Source organism: Reichenbachiella sp. MALMAid0571 (genome assembly GCF_040151475.1).
In the GTDB taxonomy this organism is placed as follows: Bacteria; Bacteroidota; Bacteroidia; order Cytophagales; family Cyclobacteriaceae; genus CAXBNB01.
In genome coordinates this window covers 25,271-48,423 of the sequence record NZ_JBDKWG010000097.1, presented here as the reverse complement: position 1 = coordinate 48,423, position 23,153 = coordinate 25,271, and the positions used below count along the sequence as shown (strand labels likewise).

Below are 23,153 nucleotides of genomic sequence, written 5' to 3'. Positions count from 1 at the left end.
GGTTAAAAAAAATCGAAATGACTTAATTATTTTAAAATGAAAATAGCAGTTGTAGGAACAGGATATGTAGGGCTGGTCACGGGTACTTGTTTTGCTGAAACAGGAAATCATGTGACTTGTATTGATATCGATGAGAAAAAAGTTGAAAAGCTTAAGAATAAAATAATGCCAATTTATGAACCTGGCTTAGAGGTTCTTTTTGAACGAAACATACAGCAAGAAAGATTGGAATTCACAACCAACCTTGCTGAAGGAATAAAGGGTGCGAAGGCTATATTTTTAGCATTGCCAACCCCTCCTGATGGAGATGGATCTGCAGATCTTAGTTTTGTATTGAAAGTAGCAGATGATTTGGGATACTTGTTAGATCAATATACTGTGCTAATTGATAAAAGTACCGTTCCGGTGGGCACAGCAGATAAGGTGAGAGCAAAAGTAGCTGAAAATGCAAAGGTTGAATTTGATGTGGTTTCTAATCCTGAGTTTTTAAGAGAAGGGGTAGCTGTTGATGATTTCATGAAGCCTGACAGGGTTGTCATTGGAAGTTCTTCCGAGAGAGCAAATAAAGTAATGAGTGCTTTATATGCTCCTCTAGTCCGTCAAGGGAATCCAATCATATTTATGGATGAAAAATCTGCAGAATTGACAAAATATGCTGCCAATTCATTCCTTGCGACCAAGATTACATTTATGAATGAAATAGCCAACATGTGTGAATTGGTTGGAGCGGATGTGGATATGGTGAGGAAGGGGATAGGTACTGACTCTCGTATTGGCAAAAGGTTCTTATTTGCTGGCATTGGTTATGGAGGTAGTTGTTTTCCAAAGGATGTACAGGCGTTGGCCAGGTCTTCGGCTGAAGTCAATTATGATTTTGGCATTCTGAAAGCGGTAATGAATATTAATGAGACTCAGAAACTAAAACTGATTGATAGAGTAAAGCAACGTTTTGGAGGTGATTTGACTGGTAAAACATTTGCAATATGGGGCTTGGCCTTTAAACCTTATACCGATGATGTCAGGGAAGCACCTGCATTGTTAAATATCAAAGCACTTCTTGATGCCGGAGCAAAAGTAAAAACTTACGATCCGGAGGCTATGGAAAATGTAAAAGAGTTATTGGGTGATCAAATTGAGTTTTCTAAAAACGAATACGAAGCAACTAAAGGTGCTGATGCCCTGATGATCATGACCGAGTGGCCGGTATTCAGAACTCCTGATTTCGATCTGTTAAAAACTTTGCTTAAGAATAATCTTATATTTGACGGTCGAAATTTATACAGTACCGAAACTATGGCGGAATTAGGTTTTACTTACTATAGTATAGGAAGAGCACCGCAAAATGTCTGAAAAAAAAACAATACTTATAACCGGAGGGGCAGGGTTCATTGGATCTCATGTAGTAAGGCTTTTTGTGAATAATTATCCCAAATATCAGATTGTTAATCTGGATAAGCTGACATATGCGGGGAATCTTGAAAACATTTCAGATATAGAAAATACGGATAATTATACTTTTGCAAAGGGAGACATCTGTAATGCCGAAGTAATCACAAAATTATTTGACAAGTATTCATTTGATGCGGTTATTCATCTTGCTGCCGAATCTCATGTAGATCGATCCATTTCTGATCCGATGGCATTTATTGAGACCAATGTTATTGGCACAGTGAACCTGTTGAATACTTGTAAAGATTATTGGAAAGGTGACCTGGAAAACAAATTATTTTATCATATTTCTACTGATGAGGTTTATGGTTCATTGGACGATGGTGGTTTTTTTCTAGAAACCACTTCTTACGATCCACAATCTCCGTATTCAGCGTCTAAAGCAAGTTCGGATCACTTTGTCAGGGCTTATGGGAATACCTATAAACTGCCTTATATTATTTCCAACTGTTCAAATAATTATGGTCCCAATCAATTTCCTGAAAAATTGATTCCGCTTTTCATTCAGAATATTATTGACGAAAAGCCTTTGCCAGTATATGGCCAAGGTGAAAATATTAGAGACTGGCTTTATGTTATTGATCACGCCAGAGCAATTGATGTGATATTCCATAATGGGAAAATTGGAGATACATATAACATTGGTGGCTTCAACGAATGGAAAAACATAGATTTGATAAGAGTATTGTGCAAAATAATGGACAAGAAATTGTTGAGGATTGAAGGAGATTCAGAAAAATTAATCAGCTATGTGACGGATAGGGCTGGTCATGATTTGAGGTATGCTATTGATTCTACAAAACTATCGGAGGAACTAAACTGGAAACCATCACTACAGTTTGAGGAGGGTTTGGAAAAAACGGTTGACTGGTATCTTGCTAATCGAGAGTGGCTGGAGCATATTGCCTCGGGTAAGTATCAAAACTATCCATATTAATTATAGCGTATAATGTATTTACTTTGTGAAGTTCAATAATAAATGAACTTCACATGGTTATTTCTTCAAACGTATTTTTAAAGAGGCTCTCTGTTCACAAGCTAACAGATTCTGAATTAATAGTTTCTTCTGACTCCATTTCAATTCAGGATAGTTTTTTAAGAGAGGTACTTGTAAAGTATTTCTTTCACTCATTTAAGGATGATGAACGGTTTTGCTTTGGTGATGAAAATTCTTTGGAACAAAATCGTGCTTTCAATTCAATCAATTCAATATTTGAAAATCCCGAATCTTTGCATGAAAAGTCTGTTGATTTGGCTCACAACCTTTTTGATGCATCCCAAAATGCCAATATAAAAACAGGTGATTTCTTCACTGTGTACTTTGAAGACTGTGTGTTAGACGATGAGATAGTTGAAGTGGTTGGTCTTTTTAAAGCTGAAAAAAAAGATACCTTTCTTAAAGTTTCTACCCAAGATAATGTGTTCGGTGTGAACTCGGATGAGGGCATAAATATCAACAAACTAGATAAAGGCACTCTGATCTTTAATACGGAAAAGGAGAACGGATACGTAGTTGTTACAATTGACAATACAAATAAAACCAACAGTGCTCAATATTGGAGAGATGATTTTCTCAAACTAAAGCCGTTGAAAAACGAATATTATCAAACAAAACAATTGGTACACCTCTGCCAGGATTTTATCGGAGAGGCCGTTTCAGATGAAGATAAAACAGGGAAAATAGCCCTTTTCAACAGCTCTATGGATTACCTAAAGTCCAATGAGACATTTAGCCATGAGCAATATAAAGAACAAGTGTTGCAAGCTCCGGAGTTGATTGCCTCTTATGAGGTATTTAGAGAAGAGCAGTCTGAAACTAACGAGATATTAGAAAAGGAAGAGTTTGAAATATCAAAACCAGCTCTGAAACAAAGCAAAAAATTTATTCGCTCGGTTATCAAGCTCGATAAAAATTTCCATGTTTATGTACATGGCAATAGGGAAAACATCCAAAAAGGTTTTGACGACAGCAGACAGAAGAATTATTATAAGCTGTATTTTGAGGAGGAAGCTTAATTGACAGTAGAAAAGTGCATTAAAATCTCATCCAGATTCTGGTTGGTAATAGGCTTGCTAATAAAACTATGTATGTCCTCGTTTTTAGCTGCCCTATCAATATCAGTTTGTATTACCGAAGATGTTACCATATAGAGCATAATAGATTTTTTGGTATCAAACGGAAGATGTTTGTATTCTTCTAAAAACTCCCAACCATCTTTAATGGGCATATTCACATCCAGCATTATTAATTGAGGTAATTTTTCAGAATACTGTATGTTGTCTTTAAGGAAATTTATGGATTCTTGTCCATTGGAAAACCTTAAAATTTCACAGCTGAAATTTCTCATTTCAAGTTGTTTTTTGATAATAAGCTGGAATACTTCATCGTCATCTATTACCGCTATTTTATATAATCTGCTCAATTCTATTTAAGATTTAATCGCACCAAAATTTATAATAAACTCTGTGCCCACATTTACTTCGCTCCTAATAGTAATATCTCCTCCCATGGAGTCTATCTGGGCCTTTGTAATGAACAAGCCTACCCCTCTGGCATTTTCATTTTGATGAAAAGTTTTTCTCAAACCAAAAATTCTGGTTCCGTATCTATTCAAGTCAATTCCTAATCCATTGTCTTTAAAACTCATAAGCACATTATTATTATCTATTTTAGTTTTCACTTCAATGTTTGGTTTTCGATTAGGATGACAATATTTCAAAGCATTTGAAAGCAAGTTTTGTAAAATACTTTCAAGATATACCTTAGGATATTCCAAGGTGTCAATTTGATCAAAATTTTCATTAATAACGGCATTTTTTTGAATTATTTCTATACTTATATCTTGTTTTACCTTATTGAATATCTCTGAAAATCTTAGTTTTTGCTTTTGTTTATTCAACTCCCAGGATGTTTTTATAACCTCTGTTAATTCATTAATTGTTTCATATAAATTATTTGACGTCTTTTTAACCTGATCAATAATAAACTGCAGATTTTCTGCGGAGTTATCCATTTCGTATAACTGGAGTAGTGAATGGATATTAGCAATAGGGGCTCTTAAATTGTGGGAGGCTATATGGGCAAACTCTTCCAGTTGCTTATTTTGTTTTATTAAATATTCATTCAGACTGTTTTGTTTGGCTTCTAGTGTTTTTCTGTCCGAGATGTCATGAAATACTAGCTGTGTAGCCGGTTGTCCTTGATAAATGATGGGCGTTCCTATTACCTCCACATCAACTATATTTCCATCCAGTTTTATGAATTGTTCTTCAGACCTGGTTTTCGTCTTCGCAGTTATTGCCATCTTTTTCTTCACCTCTTCCCAAAATTGAGGCTTCACAAAGTCGAGTATATTTTTTCCCAGAAGGTCTTCCTTATTTCTGGCTTTGGCTATCCTTATTACCTCATCATTCACAAACTGTATTAAGCCATCAGTATGTATTAAAATAGCCACAGGAGAGTTGTTAACCAACTGTCGGTATCGTTTTTCATTGGACACCAAAGCTTCTTTGTTTTTATAATTTTCAATCACCACACTTAAGAAAGTGCCAATATTTTGTATCAGTTCTAACTCATCGTTATTTGGTTCTTTTACCTTATTGTAGTAAACCGCAAATGTTCCCAGAGTTTGTTTTTCGGATGAAATTATTGGTACAGACCAACAGGCTTTCAGGTTTTCATTCAGAGCTGGGTGAGCAGAACCTGCCCAAAGCGGGTCATGTTCGATATCTGAAACTATTATTGTTTTTTGAGTAAAGGCGGCTGTTCCGCAAGAACCACTAGATGGTCCAATGGGATACTGATGAATTAATTTAATATAAGTTTCTGGTAAACTGGGGCTAGCTCCATTAGTCAGCCATTTGTTGATTGGATCATAAAGCAATACAGAACAAATCAATTCAGGATATAATATTTCAATTCCTTTACACGTAAAATTTAATATTTCAAAAAGGTCATTTCCTTTAGCTGCTTTTTCAAGTATCTCTTTATTTAGTTGTGTAAGTTGGTTTTGCTTGTTCAATTTGGTAATATCTCGAATGATACCATTTGTCCCTATTATCTTCTTATTGTCATCATATTCGGCTATAATACTGAATGATAAAACCTTGGTGTCACCATTGGGTAAGTCCACACTCACTCGTAAATCTTCTACTCGACCCAGGGCTTCAAGTGTTTTAAAGATATTATCGGCTTTTTGTTTTTCTATTAGGCTGGTAGTCTTTTTGCCAATAAACACTTCGGGTTTTTTTCCTGTGATTCTTTCAATAGAAGGGCTAATGGTTTCTATTACTCTATCAGAATTTGTTTTATAATAGACGTCAGTAATTGAATTGAAAACATCTATGAATTCCTTCTGTGATTGTTTGAGTTTAAATTCTGTCTTTTTTTGTTCGGTAACATCCTTTAGAATGGCGATGCATTCTTTTTCACCTGTATTTATGATTCGGATGTTGTATGATTGATTTCTTACGGAAACATTTTCTAGTAAAAAAGTATTGAAAGGAGCAGAGTTACCTTCTAATTGTTTTAGTGGATTATCGGATTTTTTCAATCCAAGGAGTTTGTAAAAAGGTTGGCCAATAAACTTTTTTGATTTTTTCCCACTTAGTATATTTTCAGAGCCACTATAGTCAATCACACTCCAGTCATTTTTGAGTATTCGAAACATAGGCTCCCGGGTAGGGTAGTTTTGTGTGCTAGATGCTTGTTTTTGAACGGAGTTAGACATAAACGATTCTTTCTTAAATTAATTTAATGAATTAATTTGATAAGTATCTAAATTTTATAGCCAATGATAATACTAAAAACTTTCTCATAAGGTAAATTTGCCGCCCAAATGAACCACTAATAATATGCAAAGAGACCAACAAGTATTTGACATAATTCAGCGAGAGCAGGTAAGACAGGAAGAAGGATTAGAGCTTATAGCATCAGAAAATTTTGTTTCTCCTCAGGTAATGGAGGCACAAGGAAGCGTGTTAACCAATAAATACGCTGAAGGTTTACCAGGGAAAAGATATTATGGTGGCTGTGAAGTCGTAGATGAAACGGAAAATCTTGCTATTTATAGGGCACAGAAGCTATTTGGAGCTACCTGGGCTAATGTACAACCTCATTCGGGAGCACAGGCTAATGCCGCAGTGATGTTAGCAACTCTTGATGCAGGAGATAAAATATTGGGATTTGACCTTTCTCATGGAGGGCATTTAACACATGGTTCTCCTGTCAATTTTTCTGGGAAATTGTATCAAACCAGTTTCTACGGAGTAAATAAGGAAACAGGTATTATCGACTATGAAAAACTGGAAGAGACAGCATTGACAGAGAAACCTAAGTTGATTATTTGTGGGGCATCTGCTTACAGTAGGGATTGGGATTATGCAAGATTCAGAGCTATTGCAGATGAAGTAGGAGCTTTATTGATGGCGGACGTTTCTCATCCTGCCGGGCTAATCGCCAGAGGGCTTTTGAATGATCCGTTGGAATATTGTCATATAATTACCACTACCACACATAAAACGCTTAGAGGACCCAGAGGTGGTATGATCCTGATGAGAGAAGATTTTGACAATCCGTTTGGACTGAAAAATCCTAAGGGAGAGTTGAGAAAAATGACTGCTCTATTGGATTCCGGAGTATTTCCAGGAACTCAAGGAGGTCCGTTGGAACATGTGATAGCTGCTAAAGCGGTGGCTTTTGGAGAAGCATTGTCTGACGAATACATGGAGTATGTTATTCAGGTGCAGAAAAACGGAAGAGCAATGGCTAAGGCTTTTGTGAATAAAGGATATCATGTAATTTCGGGAGGTACTGACAATCATATTTGTTTGATAGATTTAAGATCGAAAGGACTTACCGGAAAGTTGGCTGAAAACACCTTGATTAAGGCAGACATCACGGTCAATAAAAACATGGTTCCATTTGATGACAAATCTCCTTTTGTTACCTCTGGAATGCGGGTTGGAACGGCTGCAATGACCACCAGAGGGATGAAAGAAACTGATATGGTGAAAATTGTTGATTTGATTGATTCTATATTGTCAGATACTGATGATGACCATAATATTGCAGCAATCAAAAATCAGGTGAATGAATGGATGCATGAGTTTCCATTATACAAAGAACTAGTTTAAATTTTAGAGCATGAGCAATTTGCCTGAAGTTCAGGAACAGCCACAAGAGCAGGCGGAAATGTCTTTCTTAGACCATTTGGAAGAACTTCGGTGGCATATTATTCGAGCAGTTTTAGCCATTGGAATATTTACAATTGCCGCATTTTTATTTATTCAGAGAATATATGAGCAAGTTATTTTGTCTCCAGCCAAAACGGATTTTTGGACCTATAAGATGATGTGTAAACTGGCTGATATGCTGGGAACTCAGGGTTTGTGCATAGATTCACTTCCTTTCATCATTCAAAATAGAACAATGACTGGTCAGTTCACCATGGCTATTACCACCTCATTAGTGGTTGGTTTAATTTGTGCATTTCCTTATGCCTTTTGGGAAGTTTGGAGGTTTATCAGCCCGGGGATGCACCTCAATGAAAGAAGTGTAGCAAGAGGTGCAGTGTTTTATGTTAGTTTGTTGTTTGGAATAGGAATAACCTTTGGATACTTTATTCTTGCACCACTATCAATCAATTTTTTGTCAAATTTTACAGTTTCTCCAACTATTTTGAACGAATTTGATTTGGTGTCTTACGTATCTACTATCACTACCTTGGTTCTGGCTTGTGGTATTTTGTTTCAACTGCCTATGGTGGTATATTTCCTCACCAAAACTGGTCTGGTTACTCCTGATATGTTAAAAACCTATAGGAGACATAGTATTGTCGTTATTTTCTTTCTTGGAGCCATGCTTACACCTCCAGATCCTTTTAGCCAGGTACTGATAGCATTGCCGTTAATTGGACTTTATCAGTTTAGCATGCTGATATCAAAAAGGACTTATAAAAAGATGAAGGCAGAAGAATAAATATTTAGAAAAGACAATATGAAAATTGCAATTGGAGGTGATCATGCCGGGTTTACATACAAAGAAAAGATAACTCAATATCTGAAAGAGAAGGGGATTGAAGTGAAAGATTTTGGCCCGTATGCACCTGAGTCTGTTGACTATCCTGATTTTGTTCATCCGGTTGCAAATGCAGTAGCTGACAAAGAGTTTGACTTGGGAATATTGATTTGTGGAAGTGGCAATGGAGTAGCCATGACAGCAAATAAGCATCAACAAATCCGTGCGGCATTATGTTGGAATACTGATCTGGCTGCTTTAGCCCGTCAGCACAACAATGCCAATATCATTTGTATTCCCGAACGATTTGTGGATTATGATCTGGCTCAGAGCATGGTGGATACTTTCCTGTCTGCTGAATTTGAAGGAGGCAGACACCAAACCAGGGTGAATAAGATTTCTTGCTAAGTCTTTGATTTTTTCCTGATAAGGCCAAAGTTGATCCAACAGCTATTTCTTTTTCAAATAAACATTCTTCATATTGTAATGCTGAATGTATTTTAATGCAACTGTAGGCATCTTATCAAATAAGGTTGGAACAATGTCCTTTTCATCAATTATGACATCTGGCAGATCATTGTTGAAGTTTTGATAGACCTCTGTTAGGTTATCATAGTAGTCCGGATTTTCTAAATGTGACTTAGAAAATTGCCAGTTTAAGTATGGAGTAGCTAAGGAGCTGTTTTTATAAATGTCTAAATGATCGCCGATTACCAAGACCTTTTTTTCAGAGGTGATTGCATCATAAGGAGTCTCCTTAACGATGAGGTTGTCATAGGATACAAACTCATTGATGAAAAGCCATTGTTTCAATGGGAATAGTAGGTTGAGCAAAAGAGCCCCAACAATAATTACGGAAACCATTTCCGCAAGAATCCACTTTTTCATCGCTATTAAATAGTGAGCAGTAAAAAATGCCAGCCCAGGTACGATATAAATGAGTTGATACATCGAAAATTCTTTTGAAATCAGAATTGCCAGAACACCTGTCATTATAAACATCAACATGACATTTTGAATTTTAACCTGAAAATTGATGTACCTACCCAGTGTTTTGACCTTGAAATAAGACACAACAAAAATGGATACAGGAACAAAGGCTAATCCTAAAAATTGAGACCATGAGAAATATTTAAATCGCTCAATGCTGAAAATGGATTCAATATATTCTATTCTAAAAAGAACAAATGAATCAAACCAGAAGTAATAAAGAGAAGTAAGAATAAATACCAATGAGAACCCATACATCATAAGAAAAATTCTTCGGAGAATAGAGCCGGTATAAACAAGTAAAGAAATGATAATGACAATGAAGTAGAAGAAGAATGGCAAATAAAATAAAGTGGCAATTCCAAGGTACAAACCTATTCGGACAAAAAGATCGTCTCTGGTTGTATTGTCCATTCTTTGAAACAGGTTGTTGATACCCAGTAGCGTAAAAGTCATCCCCATCAGTACAGGAGAAAGCGTAAAGAAATCGAAAGAAGTATGCATAAACAGCATGTATAGCAATGCCGGGATATATGTGTTTTGATTGTAAGCCTTGTTTTTGAGCAAGAGATTGTTGAATATTCCACATTGAATGATTACCAGAATGATTGAAATAGTTCGGTATGCAACTACACTTTTCCCGAACAGGAGATGAATAATACTGTATGCTCCTGCGGCAAGCGGCCCGGTGAAATCCCAAATATCCTTGTACATATCTTTTCCTCCTGCGATGGCTTCTCCTATCAGCATCCATTTTAACTCAGGAATAATGATAGGAATACCCATATAGAATAGGGGAATTCTTATCAACAGCATCAACAAGAATATGAATGCTAGTCGATAGGGATCATTTATTTTAAAGAAATTGAGCAAGTGCTAAGGCTGGTTAATGCATGGAAAAATGAACAATGCAAAGTTGTATTCAATGGTTGAATTTAAAAATAATTGGAACGTGTATTATGCTGTTAACTTTTAGATTCAAACGAAATTACACCAATATTAAAATTAAATATAAAATTATCGGGATATTTGCACCTTATAAGAAGGCTGTCGTATTAACATCGATCATATATTTTTCAGCCTGAGCCTGCATGTAGCCGGGTAACACACTTCACAGCCGCAATATATTTTTGGGAGCCGTGGGAAGTTCGTTTATATAAGAATCTCAAATACATTATGAGTCAAACACGTCAATTAAAATACGCCGGATTAATTCAAAAAGATCTTAGTGAAATTTTCCAAAGAGATGCCAGACATATTGTTGGCAATGCTTTTGTCACCGTTATGGGTGTAGAAGTCAGCCCTGATTTAAGTTTTGCCAAAATATTCATCAGCTTGATGATGGTAGAGGATAAAACGGCTTTTATTTCATTGTTGGATAAGCATAAAAAGGAAATCAGGAAAGCCTTGGGAAATAAGATAGGAAAGCAAGTGAGAATTGTGCCTGAGATAGCTTTTTTTCTGGATGAAACAGAGGAAAAAGCTCAAAAGATAGACGATATTCTTTCTGGTTTGGATATACCTCCTGCACAGGATGAAGAATAACACGAGTAATGAAATTCAATTCAAAATTTATATCTTTATCCAATACTTAAATATCATTTCATCACTGGTATTACAACCTTCAATAAATTGATTTAGGCTGCTACATGAACTTTCCCTTATTCATAGCAAACAGATATTTTTTTTCTAAAAAAAAGAAAAACTTTATCAATGTAATAGCCATTATATCTATGGCGGTGGTTGCTATAGCTACGGCTGCATTGATCATAGCTTTGTCAGTATATAATGGTATGGAAGGTTTGCTTAGGTCTATATATGGTTCATTTGATGCGGAGTTGTCAATTTCTCCTGCGGAGGGCAAATCTTTTGTACTCACCGATGAAATACTGAAAGAAATTAGTAAAGTGCCGGGAGTAGAGAATATTACGGAAGTAATAGAAGACAATGTGCTGCTGAAATACAATGAGTCTCAGAAGTTGGTAAAAATGAAAGGGCTCAGTGACAATTTCATCGAGCACAGCAATATGAATCCATACATAGTTGATGGCCGGTTTACTTTTCGAAAGGATAGCGTTCAATATGCCATTTTAGGAAATGGAATAAGGTATGCTTTGTCTATCAACATGCAAGACGACTTTTATCCGTTGCAGTTTTTTTATCCAAAAAATGTAAAGCCAGGTGGACTTGATCCTTCAAATTATTTTAGCAGGGCGAATATTATGCCGGGTGGGGTGTTCAGGTTAGAGCAGCATTATGATGATGAATATGTGTTTGTTCCTTTGGATTTTGCGCAAAATCTACTCAACTACGGAGATAAGAGAACCAGTCTTGAAATAACAACCAATAGAGCCATTTCTGTTGCCGAAGTTCAGGAGCAATTGATTGCAGTTTTAGGAGATGATTTCCGGGTATTAAACAGCGATCAGCAACATGCAGATTTATATAAAATATTGAGAATAGAGAAACTTCTGGTTTTTCTGATCTTTTCTCTTATCATAGGCATAGCATCTATCAACATCTTTTTTTCACTTTCTATGCTGGTGATTGAAAAAAGAAGAGACATAGCCGTATTGCTTGCGATGGGTGCCTCTACGCATAAAATACGAAGGATATTTTTGTCCGAGGGAGCGATTATTGCATTTGTAGGTTCTGGAGTTGGCTTGCTTCTGGGGCTGACCATCGCCTGGCTTCAGGAAACCTTCGGGCTTGTTTCCATGGGTGGAGGTGAGTCACTTATTTTAACTGCTTACCCTGTAGAAATTCAACTTGCCGATTTCATTTACACCGCTTTGTGCATCATTATGATCACTTTTTTAGCATCAATCCATCCGGCGATTATGGCTCCTAAAAATCAGAGTTTGAAAGTTCAATAGGAACACCAATTCTTATTTATCTTTTGATGTTTCACTTTCGATTACAGTCTCATCAGGGTTAGCAGGTTTCTCCAATTCATAACTTTCCGGAAACAGCATTCCAACAATAAAATCTCCAGTCAGGTATTTCTTTCCTACGTTTTGAATGTCCGTAGCAGTAAGGGAATTTATTCTCTCTTCCAATTCTTTTTCGGTTGATGGCTCCTGATTGATGAAAGATGCTCCTTCCAATTTGTTGAGCCAATGTCCATTTAGCTTTAGTTTTTCTTTAAGTTCTTTTCTTTGAGACTCTTTGATTTTTTGTAAGTCTTTTTCTTCCGGACCAAGCTCTATGATTTTGTTTAGTTCAGTAAGTGCAGATTCTTTTAATTCTATTGCTGTTTCCGGTCCGCAAGGGAAGCTAATCGAAAAACTGAATTGCTCATAAGGATAGATGGACATACCGCCCTGAGCTCCTACGCCATAAACTCCACCCTTTTCTTCTCTCATAATTTCAATCAACTTAATGGTTAAAATTTCCCCAAGACAACTGAGGTAATACTTTTTTTTAGTGTCGTATTTTGTTTCTCCACCGAAGTTTATTTTCACCATTGATTTAGGATCGAGCCCTTTTTTATAAATCAATTCGTAGGTACCTTCTGGTGGTCTTATTCCGAGATCTACCACTTTATCTTTTCGTTCGATTCCTTTTATGCTTGCTAAATAGGTTTTGACAAGAGTTTTGAATTTTTCCTCCTCAATATTCCCGACAAAAAACAAATTGAAATCCCCAGGATTTGCAAATGCTTCTTTGTACTTTTTCAAAATCAAATCATAATCCGTATTGTTCCATTCTTCTTCTGTTGGCAGGTGAAAAGTCCTCTTGTGATTGCTGGACATAAATTTGCCATGATTGATATAAAAGTAGTATTCGGGGTTGGAACTTAAATTGGCATATTGGCTTTTCAGACGCTGAACATACGAACTGTAAGCATCTTCATCTTTTCTGGGAGAGGTAAAATACAAATGGATGAGTTGGAACATGGTTTCTAAATCCTTTGGGGTAGCATTGCCGCTCAATCCTTCACTTGTGCCGTCAATGTATGGGCTCACATTCACTACTTTTCCGGCAAGTGATTTTCTCAGGTCAACATTAGAAAACTCACCCACGCCTGAAGAAGAGATTATCCTATTGGCCAAATTGGTCTTTTCATATTCTTCATCAGTGTAATTAGATGTTCCTCCATAACTGTAACCTGACAGGAGCACTTCATCATTTTTAAAATCAGTGACTTTGTAGGTCACCTTCATACCGTTTTCAAGAGTAAGTGTTGTGAAGTCCAGTTTTTCACTGGTTTCGATATTGCTTATTTTTCCGGGAGTGGGTATTTTTTCAATAAGGGTTGAGGCTATAACTTTATCCTCATAGGCTTCAAGTTTTATAGCATCGGTTTCTTTTAACAAGTCCAATACTTCTTGTTCTGAAACTTTTTCCAACCCTTCTTTTTCTGGGCCTGTTAATATAACGACACGATTTTTATCGGAAATAAAAGAACCAATTAGTCCATTAACATCAGCTATGGTTATTTGCGGCAACATTTTTTTCTGTTGCTCAAATTCCCATTCGATACCCGGAGCAGGTTCTTTGTCCAGGAAATGACGGATCATCTCATCCGCAAAAGTGCCGGATTGAGATTTGTCTTTTTCATTGTATGCTTTTTCCATTCCGGCGAGCAAAGATTTTTTAACCCGCTCAAGCTCTCCGGCCTGAAAACCATGTTGTTTGATTCTTTGAGCCTCGGTAAGTAGTGCACGCAATCCGGTTAATTGTTCGGTTTCAGCTACTCCGGCATAGAGTTGAAATGCGTTTTTGTTGCGTGACCAGGACGCTCCATAGTAGCCACCCCCATAGGTGAAAGGAGGGTTTGGACTGTTTCTTAATTCATCCAACCTGCTGTTGAGCATACTGGAAAACAATTGGATAGTAATCATTTTCTTATAGCCCTCAGGTGTGGTTACATCTTCTACAGGTTTGGGGTCTTTGTACATGAGGCTCACATTGGCGTATGGAGCTTCAACGTCGCTCTCAATGGCTATAAAAGTTTCATCGTGATTTGGAACCAGAAATTCCTTTCTTTCCCTTTCTTTAGATGGGCTTTTGATTTTTGAAAAATGAGCCTTTATTTTTTCCTCTATTTTGCCGGCATCAATATCACCAACAGCAATGACAGCCATCAAATCAGGTCGGTACCAGTCTTTGTAAAATTTTCTCAGCGATGAATATTCGAAATTTTCCAGGTTTTCTTTTGTGCCGATTGGCAGGCGTTCAGCATATTTTGATCCGTACATTACTTTAGGCAAGTAGTTGTTGAGCATTCTTTTTCCGGCTCCAAGGCCTATTCTGTATTCTTCCAATACCACACCTCTTTCTTTGTCTATTTCGTCACCAGCCAGGTTGGCGTTGTGAGCCCAATCTTCGAGAATTTGAAAACCTTTTTCTAAAACTTCATCATCGTCGGAAGGAATAGGTAGTATATATACAGTTTGATCAAAACCTGTGTAGGCATTGAGGTGTGCTCCGAATTTTACTCCTACAGATTGCAAATAATCAACCAGCTCATTTTTTTTAAAATTTTTGGTGCCGTTAAAATTCATGTGTTCCATGAAATGGGCAAGTCCTACCTGATCATCATCTTCCAGAATTGATCCGGCATTTACAACCAACCGAAGTTCTACCTTGTCTTCCGGCTTTGGATTTTCCATGATATAATATGTCAAACCATTTTGTAGTTTGCCGTATTTCACCTTTGGATTCAAAGGGATTTTATCATCGGCTGGTTTTTTTTCGGAGGACTGTGAAACGTCGTTTATTGTGGCTTCCGGCATCCCATAAGAAAACGAAGCGGTCAATAGAATCAGAAGATAAATTTTAATACTTTTCATAAATGAAGTTTGATGTATTTCAAAACATGTAAAAAAACAAAACGGATATTTTGACATACTAATCTAGAGGTTTTGATTTAAAAAAAGGTTTATTTAATTAAATTGACATGTATTTAAAATGCAAATAAGTGCCAATTTTAGTGTTTTCCATGAAAAAGTATCATTTCCTTAATGTGGGAATCCTTTGCTTCCTGGGCTTTGCTTTACAAGCACAAACAGTGCAACTTCTCCCTAAAACACAGTCCCTGACATGGCAAGGTGATATCGCTTCTATGCTGATAGACTCGTGTGATGCTTTTTTGCTCAACGAAATTAAACAATCAATTAATCTTCGTAAAAAATATTGGAATAGAGATTTTTCTTCACCGGAAACCTATGAAAAATCCATAGAAAAAAATCGCAGCTCCTTTGCAGAAATAATTGGAATCAGAGAGAAACGTATTCCTTTCAACAGCCCTGATATATTAGACAAAGTAGCTGAGAATTCTATTTACAGAGTAAACGTTGTACGCTGGCCTGTATTTGGGCAGGTTTACAGTGAGGGTTTACTTGTTTCTCCTATCAAAGCGAATACATCTGAGGCAGTAATTGTGATACCTGATGCTGACCAAACTCCGGAAGAAATCATGGGCATTTCAGGAAACCTTCCTCTTGAAATGCAAAGAGCCCGGCTACTTGCCGAACAAGGCTTGACGGTACTAATTCCAGCTATCATCAATCGAGAGACAGCACATAAAAAGATCAGTAACAGGGAATTCTTATATCGATCGGCATTTGAATTAGGCAGACACCTTATTGGCTATGAAGTTCAAAAAATACTTGCAGGTGTAGATTGGTTTACCACTTTGGGAATTGAAAATATTATGGTATCAGGTTGGGGTGAAGGAGGCCTGCTGGCATTTTATGCAGGTGCTATTGACATCCGAATAGATGAAACTGTAGTGGCAGGTTATTTTGCTTCAAGACAAAATGTATGGCAGGAACCTGCCTATAGAAATATATTTGGCCTTCTGGAGCAATTTGGAGATGCAGAGATTGCCAGCATGATTGTACCCAGAAAACTGACTATTCCTATTGACAATGATGCCCCAACTATTGTGATCCCGTCCGGGACAGAAAGTAAACCCGGCAGGTTAGTTCCTCCTGAAACCAAAGAAGTAGAAAACGAAATCAACCGTCTTTACAAGCTAACGTCAGGACTGGCCTGGAAGGTTTCCAGGCAGAAAACACAAAAACCAAAAGGTATAAAAACAACAATATTTCAGCTTCCGGATGCCAATGCCAGACACATTCGATTGATGAACGAACTGGATAAACACAACCAATGGTTGCTTACAGAAGGGACATATATTCGTAAAGCATTTATGTCAGATATCAATACCGAATCACTGGAAGCTTTTGAGAAATCAATAAAACCATACAAAACATATTTTGCGGAAGAAATTATCGGAAAATTTGATCATACCCTATTGCCTCCAAACGCCAGAACAAGAAAATTAGACGTTGGGAATGATGAGGTGACGGCTTACGAAGTGGTACTCGATGTATTTGAAAATATTTTTGCATACGGAATATTAGTAATACCAAATGATATCAAATCAGGAGAAAAAAGGCCGGTAGTAGTCTGCCAACATGGACTGGAAGGAAGACCTCAATCCACCATAGGACAGCAGGATTATCACTATTACAAAGCTTTTACAACAACTTTGGCTGAAAAAGGATATATCACGTTTGCTCCACAGAATATTTACATATTTGGAGATCGGTTTAGAATGCTACAGTTTAAATCTAATGCCATCAAAAAAACGCTTTTTTCAATCATGGTGCCACAACATCAGCAAATTACCAATTGGTTGGGTAGCCTTGGTATGGTAGATAAAGATCGAATCGCTTTTTATGGATTAAGCTATGGTGGAAAATCCGCTATGCGTATTCCTCCATTGGTTGACAACTATTGTCTTTCAATTTGCTCTGCCGATTTCAACGAGTGGGTTTGGAAAAATGCATCAACCAGAAGTCCTTATAGTTATGCATTTATGAGTGAATACGAAATATTTGAATGGAATTTGGGAGGCACTTTCAATTATGCTGAAATGGCTACATTAATTGCTCCACGCCCATTTATGGTAGAAAGAGGACATTTTGACGGAGTGGCACCTGATGAAACGGTAGCCTATGAATATGCCAAAGTCCGTTACCTCTATAACGCACTCCTCAAAATTGGTGATAGAACAGAAATAGAATTTTTTGACGGTCCACATTCGATCAATGGAAAAGGTACGTATGAATTTCTGGATAAACACTTGAAATTTAAAAGCAAAAAAACGGATTGATGTTCCGCCAAAGGTCTTAAACTCCTAATTCTTCCAAAATCAACACTGATCTATAGATAGTATCAAGCTATTCAGTTTTTATTGGGTTTAACTGCCATACCTTTATTTAATTTGCGCCATGATTTCAATTGGCAACCTTTCTTACTACCTGGGCAGCCGGGTTTTATTCAAAAATGCATCTTATCACATTAAACCAAAGGCTAAAATAGGTTTGATAGGACTAAATGGCACTGGAAAGTCAACTTTGCTCAAATTGATTGTGGGGGACTTAAAGCCGGATGAAGGTGAAATCAGTAAATCCAAAGAATGTACTATTGGCTTCCTGAATCAGGACATGCTTTCCTTTCAATCCGAAGAAAGCATACTCGATGTAGCCATGAGTGCTTTTCAGGAAGCACTGGACATCCAACACAAGATGGAAAAAGTACTGCATCAGATGGAAACTGCCTATGAAGATAAGCTGGTGGAGAAGCTCACTAAGCTACAGGAGCAATTTGATGCGCTTGATGGATATACGCTACAATCAAAAGCAGAAGAAGTATTGGAAGGAATAGGTTTTACTACCTCCGATTTAAAACGCCCATTGAAAGAATTTTCCGGAGGATGGCGAATGAGGGTGATATTGGCAAAACTCTTGTTGGAAAAACCATCGTTACTCATGCTCGATGAACCTACCAACCACCTTGACATGCCATCCATTCAATGGATAGAAAATTACCTGAAATCTTATGAGGGTGGAGTGATTGTAGTTTCACACGACAGAAAATTCATCAACAACACCGTAACTACGATAGTAGAGGTATCGGGTTCTACCCTTACTGGATATACCGGCAACTACGACAGCTATCTGGAAGAAAAGACAATGCGCAATGAACTGCAAAAAAATGCATTCGAAAATCAGCAGCAAAAAATCCGTCAAACCGAGCGGTTTGTAGAACGTTTCAGAGCAAAAGCAACTAAAGCCAAGCAGGTTCAGTCTAGGGTAAAAGCACTTGAGCGCATGGAAGTTGTGGAAGATGTGATCGACGAAAATGCAAAAGTCAACTTCAAATTTAATTTTGGACAGAAATCAGGCAGGCATGTCTGTATCATTGAAAATGTCTCTAAATCTTATCCTGATATTGAGATTCTAAAAAATACATCCGCTACCATCAGTAGAGGGGATAAAATAGCATTGATTGGTGCCAACGGAAAAGGGAAATCCACGCTCCTAAGAATCATCAGTGGTACAGAAAAAGTGGATGGAAAAGTATCTCATGGACACAATGTGATCCCATCATTTTATGCACAACATCAGTTGGAGTCTTTGGACATCAACAACGAAATCCTGGATGAATTAAAGCAATTTGGAAGTAACAAGTCGGAGCAAGAACTCAGGTCTGTACTGGGCTGCTTCTTGTTTTCAGATGAGGAAGTATTTAAGAAAATAAAAGTACTTTCGGGTGGAGAAAAATCAAGGGTCGCATTGGCAAAAACATTGATCTCAGAAGCTAACTTTTTGTTACTGGATGAACCCACGAACCACCTTGACATACAGTCTGTAAATATTCTCACACAGGCACTTACTCAGTATGAAGGTACTTTTATAGTAGTGTCTCACGATAGGCAGTTTGTATCAGACATTGCCAATAAGATTTGGTATATAGAAGATCAGGAGATCAAAGAATACCCTGGTACTTACGATGAATTTGTTTGGTGGAAAGAAAAACAAGACTCCAAAAAAACGTCGAAGCAGGAAGTAATAGAAAAGAAATCAAAGCCCGAAAAGGAAAAATCCATCAAACCTAAATCCAATCCTGATCAGGCAGAGTTGAACAAACTCAAGAAAGAGTTGGAGAAAATAGAAAATGAGATTGAAGCTTTAGAGATTAAAAAAGTAGCTTTGGAAGAAGAACTGGCAAGTCCTGACAATTTCAATGACCTGGAAAAATTAAATACACTCAACCAACAATACGAAGAATTAACCGCTTCTTTGGAGACACTGAATGACAACTGGGAAGTGACGGGGCTTCAAATGGAAGCATTGGAGAATTAAATTAATGCCAATCACTTTCTGATCTTCACCTTGACGGACTTTGAAGCAGGCGTATGGCTCAGATTTGCTTTTAGGCCAAGAGGAACGAGTGCATTGCATTCAGGAAAATAAGTAGCCAAACATCCTCGAGGAATATCATAAGGTACGATTTTCAGGTTCTCAACCAGCCTTTCTTTTGCTCCGTAAGTATTGTAAAGAGTTACCAAAGATTGCTCTTTAAAGCCTTCAACTGCCATATCTTCTTTGTTCATCAATACGATATTCCTGGCACCAAAAATCCCCCTGTATCTATCGTCGAGACCATAAACAGTAGTATTGAATTGGTCGTGACTTCTGATAGTAGTCATCAGGTATTCATTCTCCTCCAACACATGCTCAGGAAGCTTGTTCACCGTAAACAGTGCCTTACCAGAAGGTGTATTGAAAACACCATACCTCGGGCCATTGGGCAATTCAAACCCATTTTCATTTGTAATGCGTTCGTTGTATTTTTCAAACCCCTTCACAGATTTGGCTATCAAATCCCGAATGTTATCATAATTTTCTATCAGGCTTTCCCAATCCACCACGTCATTGCCCACTGTTAATGAAGCAATTTTTGCAATGATTTTCGGTTCACTCAACAAATATTCCGATCTAGGTTTGAGCATGCCTTCTGTAGTGTGCACCATCCCCATGGAATTTTCTACCGTAAGTTTTTGCACACCTGATTTTTCCACAATCTGGTCGGTACGGCCAAGACATGGAAATATCAATCCAACTTCCCCATGCTCCAGGTGTGATCTGTTGAGTTTTGTGGAAACATGTACCGTCAATGAACAGTTAGAAAGTGCTTTGGCGGTATAATGTGTGTCAGGAGCAGCAGACAAAAAATTTCCACCAAGACCCATAAATACATTACCCTTGGTACTGGTCATTTTTTCGATGGAAGCCACTACATCCACTCCATGGTTTTGAGGAGGCTGGAAATTAAAAGTGTCAGCCAAAGTATTTAAGAACTCCTTGCTTGGTTTTTCCCAGATTCCCATGGTTCGGTCTCCCTGAACATTGCTATGCCCCCGAACAGGACACGTGCCCGCTCCTTCTTTGCCTATACTGCCTTTGAGCAACAAAAGGTTTACGACCTCCTGAATGTTGTCCACAGCGTTTACATGCTGGGTAAGTCCCATCGCCCAGCAAGCAATAATCCTCTTCCTTTTTGCAATTAAATCTACAAGTGTGGCTACATCCTTTTCCTCCAAGCCTGTTCTTTTGATTAACGCATCATAACTTTCATTCTGAAGACTGCTTTTGAATAATTCAAAATCTGATGTTTTATCATTGATAAAATCTAAATCAATGCAACCCTCTCCATTTTCATGCCTTTCCAAAAGACTGATCATGACAGCTTTCAACAAAGCCACATCTTCATTTATTTTTACTTGTAGGTATAAGTCCGTGATTTCAGTGCCCGCTCCCAACACTCCTGACAGGTTTTGTGGGTTTTTAAACCTAATTAAGCCAGGCTCTTTCAGTGGGTTAATGGATACCACTTTTGCCCCATTCTTTTTGGCTTTTTCTAGGGAAGAAAGCATTCTCGGGTGATTTGTCCCAGGATTTTGACCGAAAATTAATATCAACTCAGATTTTTCAAAATCCTCCAAAGTAACAGACCCCTTTCCAATGCCCAAGGCGTGACTTAAAGCAACTCCACTTGATTCATGGCACATATTGGAGCAATCAGGAAGGTTGTTGGTGCCAAATATGCGCACAAACAACTGGTATAAAAATGCCGCTTCATTGCTGGTGCGCCCGGAAGTATAAAATATGGCATCATCTGGACTTGGGAGTGCATTGAGCTTTTCAGCAACCAATGCGAATGCTTCATCCCACTCTATCGAAGCGTAGTGGCTTTCCCCTTGTCGAACCATCATTGGCTGTGTCAATCGTCCTTGCTGCCCAAGCCAGTAGTCAGTCTTGTCTTTTAGTTCGGCTACTGTGAATTTGGAAAAAAAAGCTTCGTCCGCATTTTTGTCCATGGTTTCCTCAGCTATGGCTTTCACTCCATTTTCGCAAAACTCTCCTAAATTGGATCTATGCGAAGGATCCGGCCAGGCACATCCGGGACAATCCACTCCATTTTTTTGATTGAGTCCCTTGAGCACTTGAAAAGCCTTGAATGGGTTCACCCTTTTCAATATGGACTTTAAAGCCACATAGACAGCCTTATTCCCAGCCGCAGTGTCTGCTGGTTTTCCAATAAACAAGTTTTCCTCTTTCCGAATCATCTATTTGAATATGTCTTCAAGCACTTAAAGGTAATACATATCTCGTGATTTTAGGATGGCGAGAATGGGTTAAAGTAAGTCGATAGATTGTGATACACAGATAAACATGTTAGACTCTTTATCGCACAAGGTCTCAGCGAGACGCTAAGACCAGTGAGAGCACCTGTTCGTTACTTTATGTTTTCAAATCTTCAAGCAGAAATTTCTGTAGCTCCTCAATTATTGCATTTCGCATGGTAAATACGAACTGAATTTTTGTTGCGAGTTTTTGTTGATATTCCTCTGGTAATTCGGTTCCATAATGTTCATCCACAATGGAAATAAGTTGGTTACATCTTGACTGAAAGTTCTTGTTTCGGATCTTCATCTCTCTGCTCTCCAAGATTGGAAAGAGATAGGTTTTCTCATTAAAAAAGTTGTTAAGATATACCGAGTTAATTGTCAAGTTTCCTAAAATCTCTGATTTCGATTCTGTACCGAAGTTTTCAAAGAGCAAGTTCAACCTGTTCGAAAGTGCGGTGATCTCAGTTTGACGAAATTGTGATAGTGTAATCTTATGTTGGGATGCTATTTGACTTTTGTGGTGTTCTTCGTCAAGTTGAGAAATGTAAATAGTTAAGTAAATGAAAACAACGAGGTTGGCTACACTTATAACAATAGAAAAATAGCTTCCAAAGGCTCCCCAGTCACCTATTTGTTCTGATAAGTTGCTGTCCCAAAAAATAGAGACAAAAGGTATGGTTAGCATTCCTGTTAGGGCTAAAATTATGAAAATCCAAAGTTTCGATTTAACCATATCCTTCGAGGAATGAGGGCATTGTGACAAACATTTGAGTATATACACCTTAGTCGCATATACTTACTATATAATTTTCTCAAATCTAATAAATTTCCCTCATTCTTCTTACCGCATGTATTTACTACTGCTTCTTAGTCTTTTCTCTTGCCTAGTCTTAGCGTCTCGCTAAGATTCAATATAGACGAATTCAAATTATAATTTTTTCGCTTTGTCTCGTATCTCTCTAGGATAGGAGACGGAACGCTAGGCCTCAGCGAGACGCTAAGACCAGTAGGGGTAAATCTGACCCCCTCTTTTACAAGTTGATCTATGTTGGGTGTTTTTACCCAGCTATGTGATTCAGGATAACAGCTGACGGTACGAATGCTTTGGTCATCAGTGAATATGTAGAGAATATTTGGTTTACTTATAGTGTGGTCATTCATTCTCTTACATGCTGAAATACTGAAAAGTATAACCACGCT

Annotated in this window: 16 protein-coding genes; 10 read left to right on the top strand and 6 right to left on the bottom strand. The window is 37.6% G+C overall.

Features of this window, described 5'->3' with window-relative positions; genetic code table 11:
* Window positions 1-36: 36 nt before the first annotated feature.
* The 3 genes from AAOP42_RS04235 to AAOP42_RS04225 are packed head-to-tail and all read left to right on the top strand — an operon-like array spanning window position 37 to window position 3,465.
* Entirely contained in the window at window positions 37-1,350 is a 1,314-nt protein-coding gene (locus tag AAOP42_RS04235; protein ID WP_349527214.1) for a UDP-glucose dehydrogenase family protein, read from the top strand.
* Window positions 1,343-2,386, top strand: a complete 1,044-nt coding sequence (gene rfbB, locus AAOP42_RS04230) for a dTDP-glucose 4,6-dehydratase (protein WP_349527213.1) — start codon at window positions 1,343-1,345, stop codon at window positions 2,384-2,386. Before AAOP42_RS04235 ends, rfbB begins: the two co-directional genes overlap by 8 nt.
* A gap of 53 nt (window positions 2,387-2,439) precedes the next feature.
* Window positions 2,440-3,465 carry a nucleoid-associated protein gene (locus AAOP42_RS04225; protein ID WP_349527212.1) on the top strand — a complete coding sequence of 342 codons (1,026 nt, stop codon included), beginning with the start codon at window positions 2,440-2,442 and terminating at the stop codon, window positions 3,463-3,465.
* On the opposite strand, the gene AAOP42_RS04220 is transcribed toward AAOP42_RS04225, so the two are convergent.
* Window positions 3,462-3,872, bottom strand: a complete 411-nt coding sequence (locus tag AAOP42_RS04220; protein WP_349527211.1) for a response regulator — start codon at window positions 3,870-3,872, stop codon at window positions 3,462-3,464. The genes AAOP42_RS04225 and AAOP42_RS04220 overlap by 4 nt on opposite strands.
* A gap of 6 nt (window positions 3,873-3,878) precedes the next feature.
* Window positions 3,879-6,179, bottom strand: coding sequence for a PAS domain S-box protein (locus tag AAOP42_RS04215; RefSeq protein ID WP_349527210.1), 2,301 nt, complete (start codon window positions 6,177-6,179; stop codon window positions 3,879-3,881).
* 124 nt (window positions 6,180-6,303) lie between these two features.
* On the opposite strand from AAOP42_RS04215, the gene glyA reads away from it, so the two are divergent.
* From glyA to rpiB, 3 genes are read left to right on the top strand one after another with little or no spacing between them, the layout of a single operon-like run.
* Window positions 6,304-7,584: a serine hydroxymethyltransferase gene (gene glyA / locus AAOP42_RS04210; protein ID WP_349527209.1), complete on the top strand. Its 1,281-nt coding sequence runs from the start codon at window positions 6,304-6,306 to the stop codon at window positions 7,582-7,584.
* A 10-nt stretch (window positions 7,585-7,594) separates the two neighbouring features.
* Window positions 7,595-8,428 carry a twin-arginine translocase subunit TatC gene (gene tatC, locus AAOP42_RS04205; RefSeq protein ID WP_349527208.1) on the top strand — a complete coding sequence of 278 codons (834 nt, stop codon included), beginning with the start codon at window positions 7,595-7,597 and terminating at the stop codon, window positions 8,426-8,428.
* An 18-nt stretch (window positions 8,429-8,446) separates the two neighbouring features.
* On the top strand, window positions 8,447-8,875 hold the full coding sequence (rpiB, locus tag AAOP42_RS04200) for a ribose 5-phosphate isomerase B (protein WP_349527207.1): 429 nt from the start codon (window positions 8,447-8,449) through the stop codon (window positions 8,873-8,875).
* 42 nt (window positions 8,876-8,917) lie between these two features.
* Here rpiB and AAOP42_RS04195 read toward each other — a convergent pair whose 3' ends face one another.
* Window positions 8,918-10,273, bottom strand: a complete 1,356-nt coding sequence (locus AAOP42_RS04195; protein WP_349527206.1) for a hypothetical protein — start codon at window positions 10,271-10,273, stop codon at window positions 8,918-8,920.
* Window positions 10,274-10,633: 360 nt separating this feature from the next.
* Here AAOP42_RS04195 and rbfA point away from each other — a divergent pair, with 360 nt between their 5' ends.
* Together rbfA and AAOP42_RS04185 are read left to right on the top strand one after the other, a co-directional pair.
* Window positions 10,634-11,002, top strand: coding sequence for a 30S ribosome-binding factor RbfA (rbfA, locus tag AAOP42_RS04190; RefSeq protein ID WP_349527205.1), 369 nt, complete (start codon window positions 10,634-10,636; stop codon window positions 11,000-11,002).
* Window positions 11,003-11,106: 104 nt separating this feature from the next.
* A complete protein-coding gene (locus AAOP42_RS04185; protein WP_349527204.1) occupies window positions 11,107-12,333 on the top strand; it encodes an FtsX-like permease family protein in 1,227 nt (408 codons plus the stop codon).
* A 12-nt stretch (window positions 12,334-12,345) separates the two neighbouring features.
* Here the strand turns inward: AAOP42_RS04185 and AAOP42_RS04180 are convergent, their stop codons facing one another.
* Window positions 12,346-15,255, bottom strand: a complete 2,910-nt coding sequence (locus tag AAOP42_RS04180; protein ID WP_349527203.1) for a M16 family metallopeptidase — start codon at window positions 15,253-15,255, stop codon at window positions 12,346-12,348.
* 149 nt (window positions 15,256-15,404) lie between these two features.
* On the opposite strand from AAOP42_RS04180, the gene AAOP42_RS04175 reads away from it, so the two are divergent.
* A complete protein-coding gene (locus AAOP42_RS04175; protein ID WP_349527202.1) occupies window positions 15,405-17,588 on the top strand; it encodes an alpha/beta hydrolase family protein in 2,184 nt (727 codons plus the stop codon).
* A 118-nt stretch (window positions 17,589-17,706) separates the two neighbouring features.
* Window positions 17,707-19,623 carry an ABC-F family ATP-binding cassette domain-containing protein gene (locus AAOP42_RS04170; protein ID WP_349527201.1) on the top strand — a complete coding sequence of 639 codons (1,917 nt, stop codon included), beginning with the start codon at window positions 17,707-17,709 and terminating at the stop codon, window positions 19,621-19,623.
* A gap of 11 nt (window positions 19,624-19,634) precedes the next feature.
* Here the strand turns inward: AAOP42_RS04170 and AAOP42_RS04165 are convergent, their stop codons facing one another.
* Together AAOP42_RS04165 and AAOP42_RS04160 are read right to left on the bottom strand one after the other, a co-directional pair.
* Window positions 19,635-21,890, bottom strand: coding sequence for an FdhF/YdeP family oxidoreductase (locus AAOP42_RS04165; protein ID WP_349527200.1), 2,256 nt, complete (start codon window positions 21,888-21,890; stop codon window positions 19,635-19,637).
* Window positions 21,891-22,065: 175 nt separating this feature from the next.
* Complete coding sequence (locus tag AAOP42_RS04160) at window positions 22,066-22,638, bottom strand: hypothetical protein (RefSeq protein WP_349527199.1); 573 nt, start codon at window positions 22,636-22,638, stop codon at window positions 22,066-22,068.
* Window positions 22,639-23,153 lie beyond the last annotated feature (515 nt).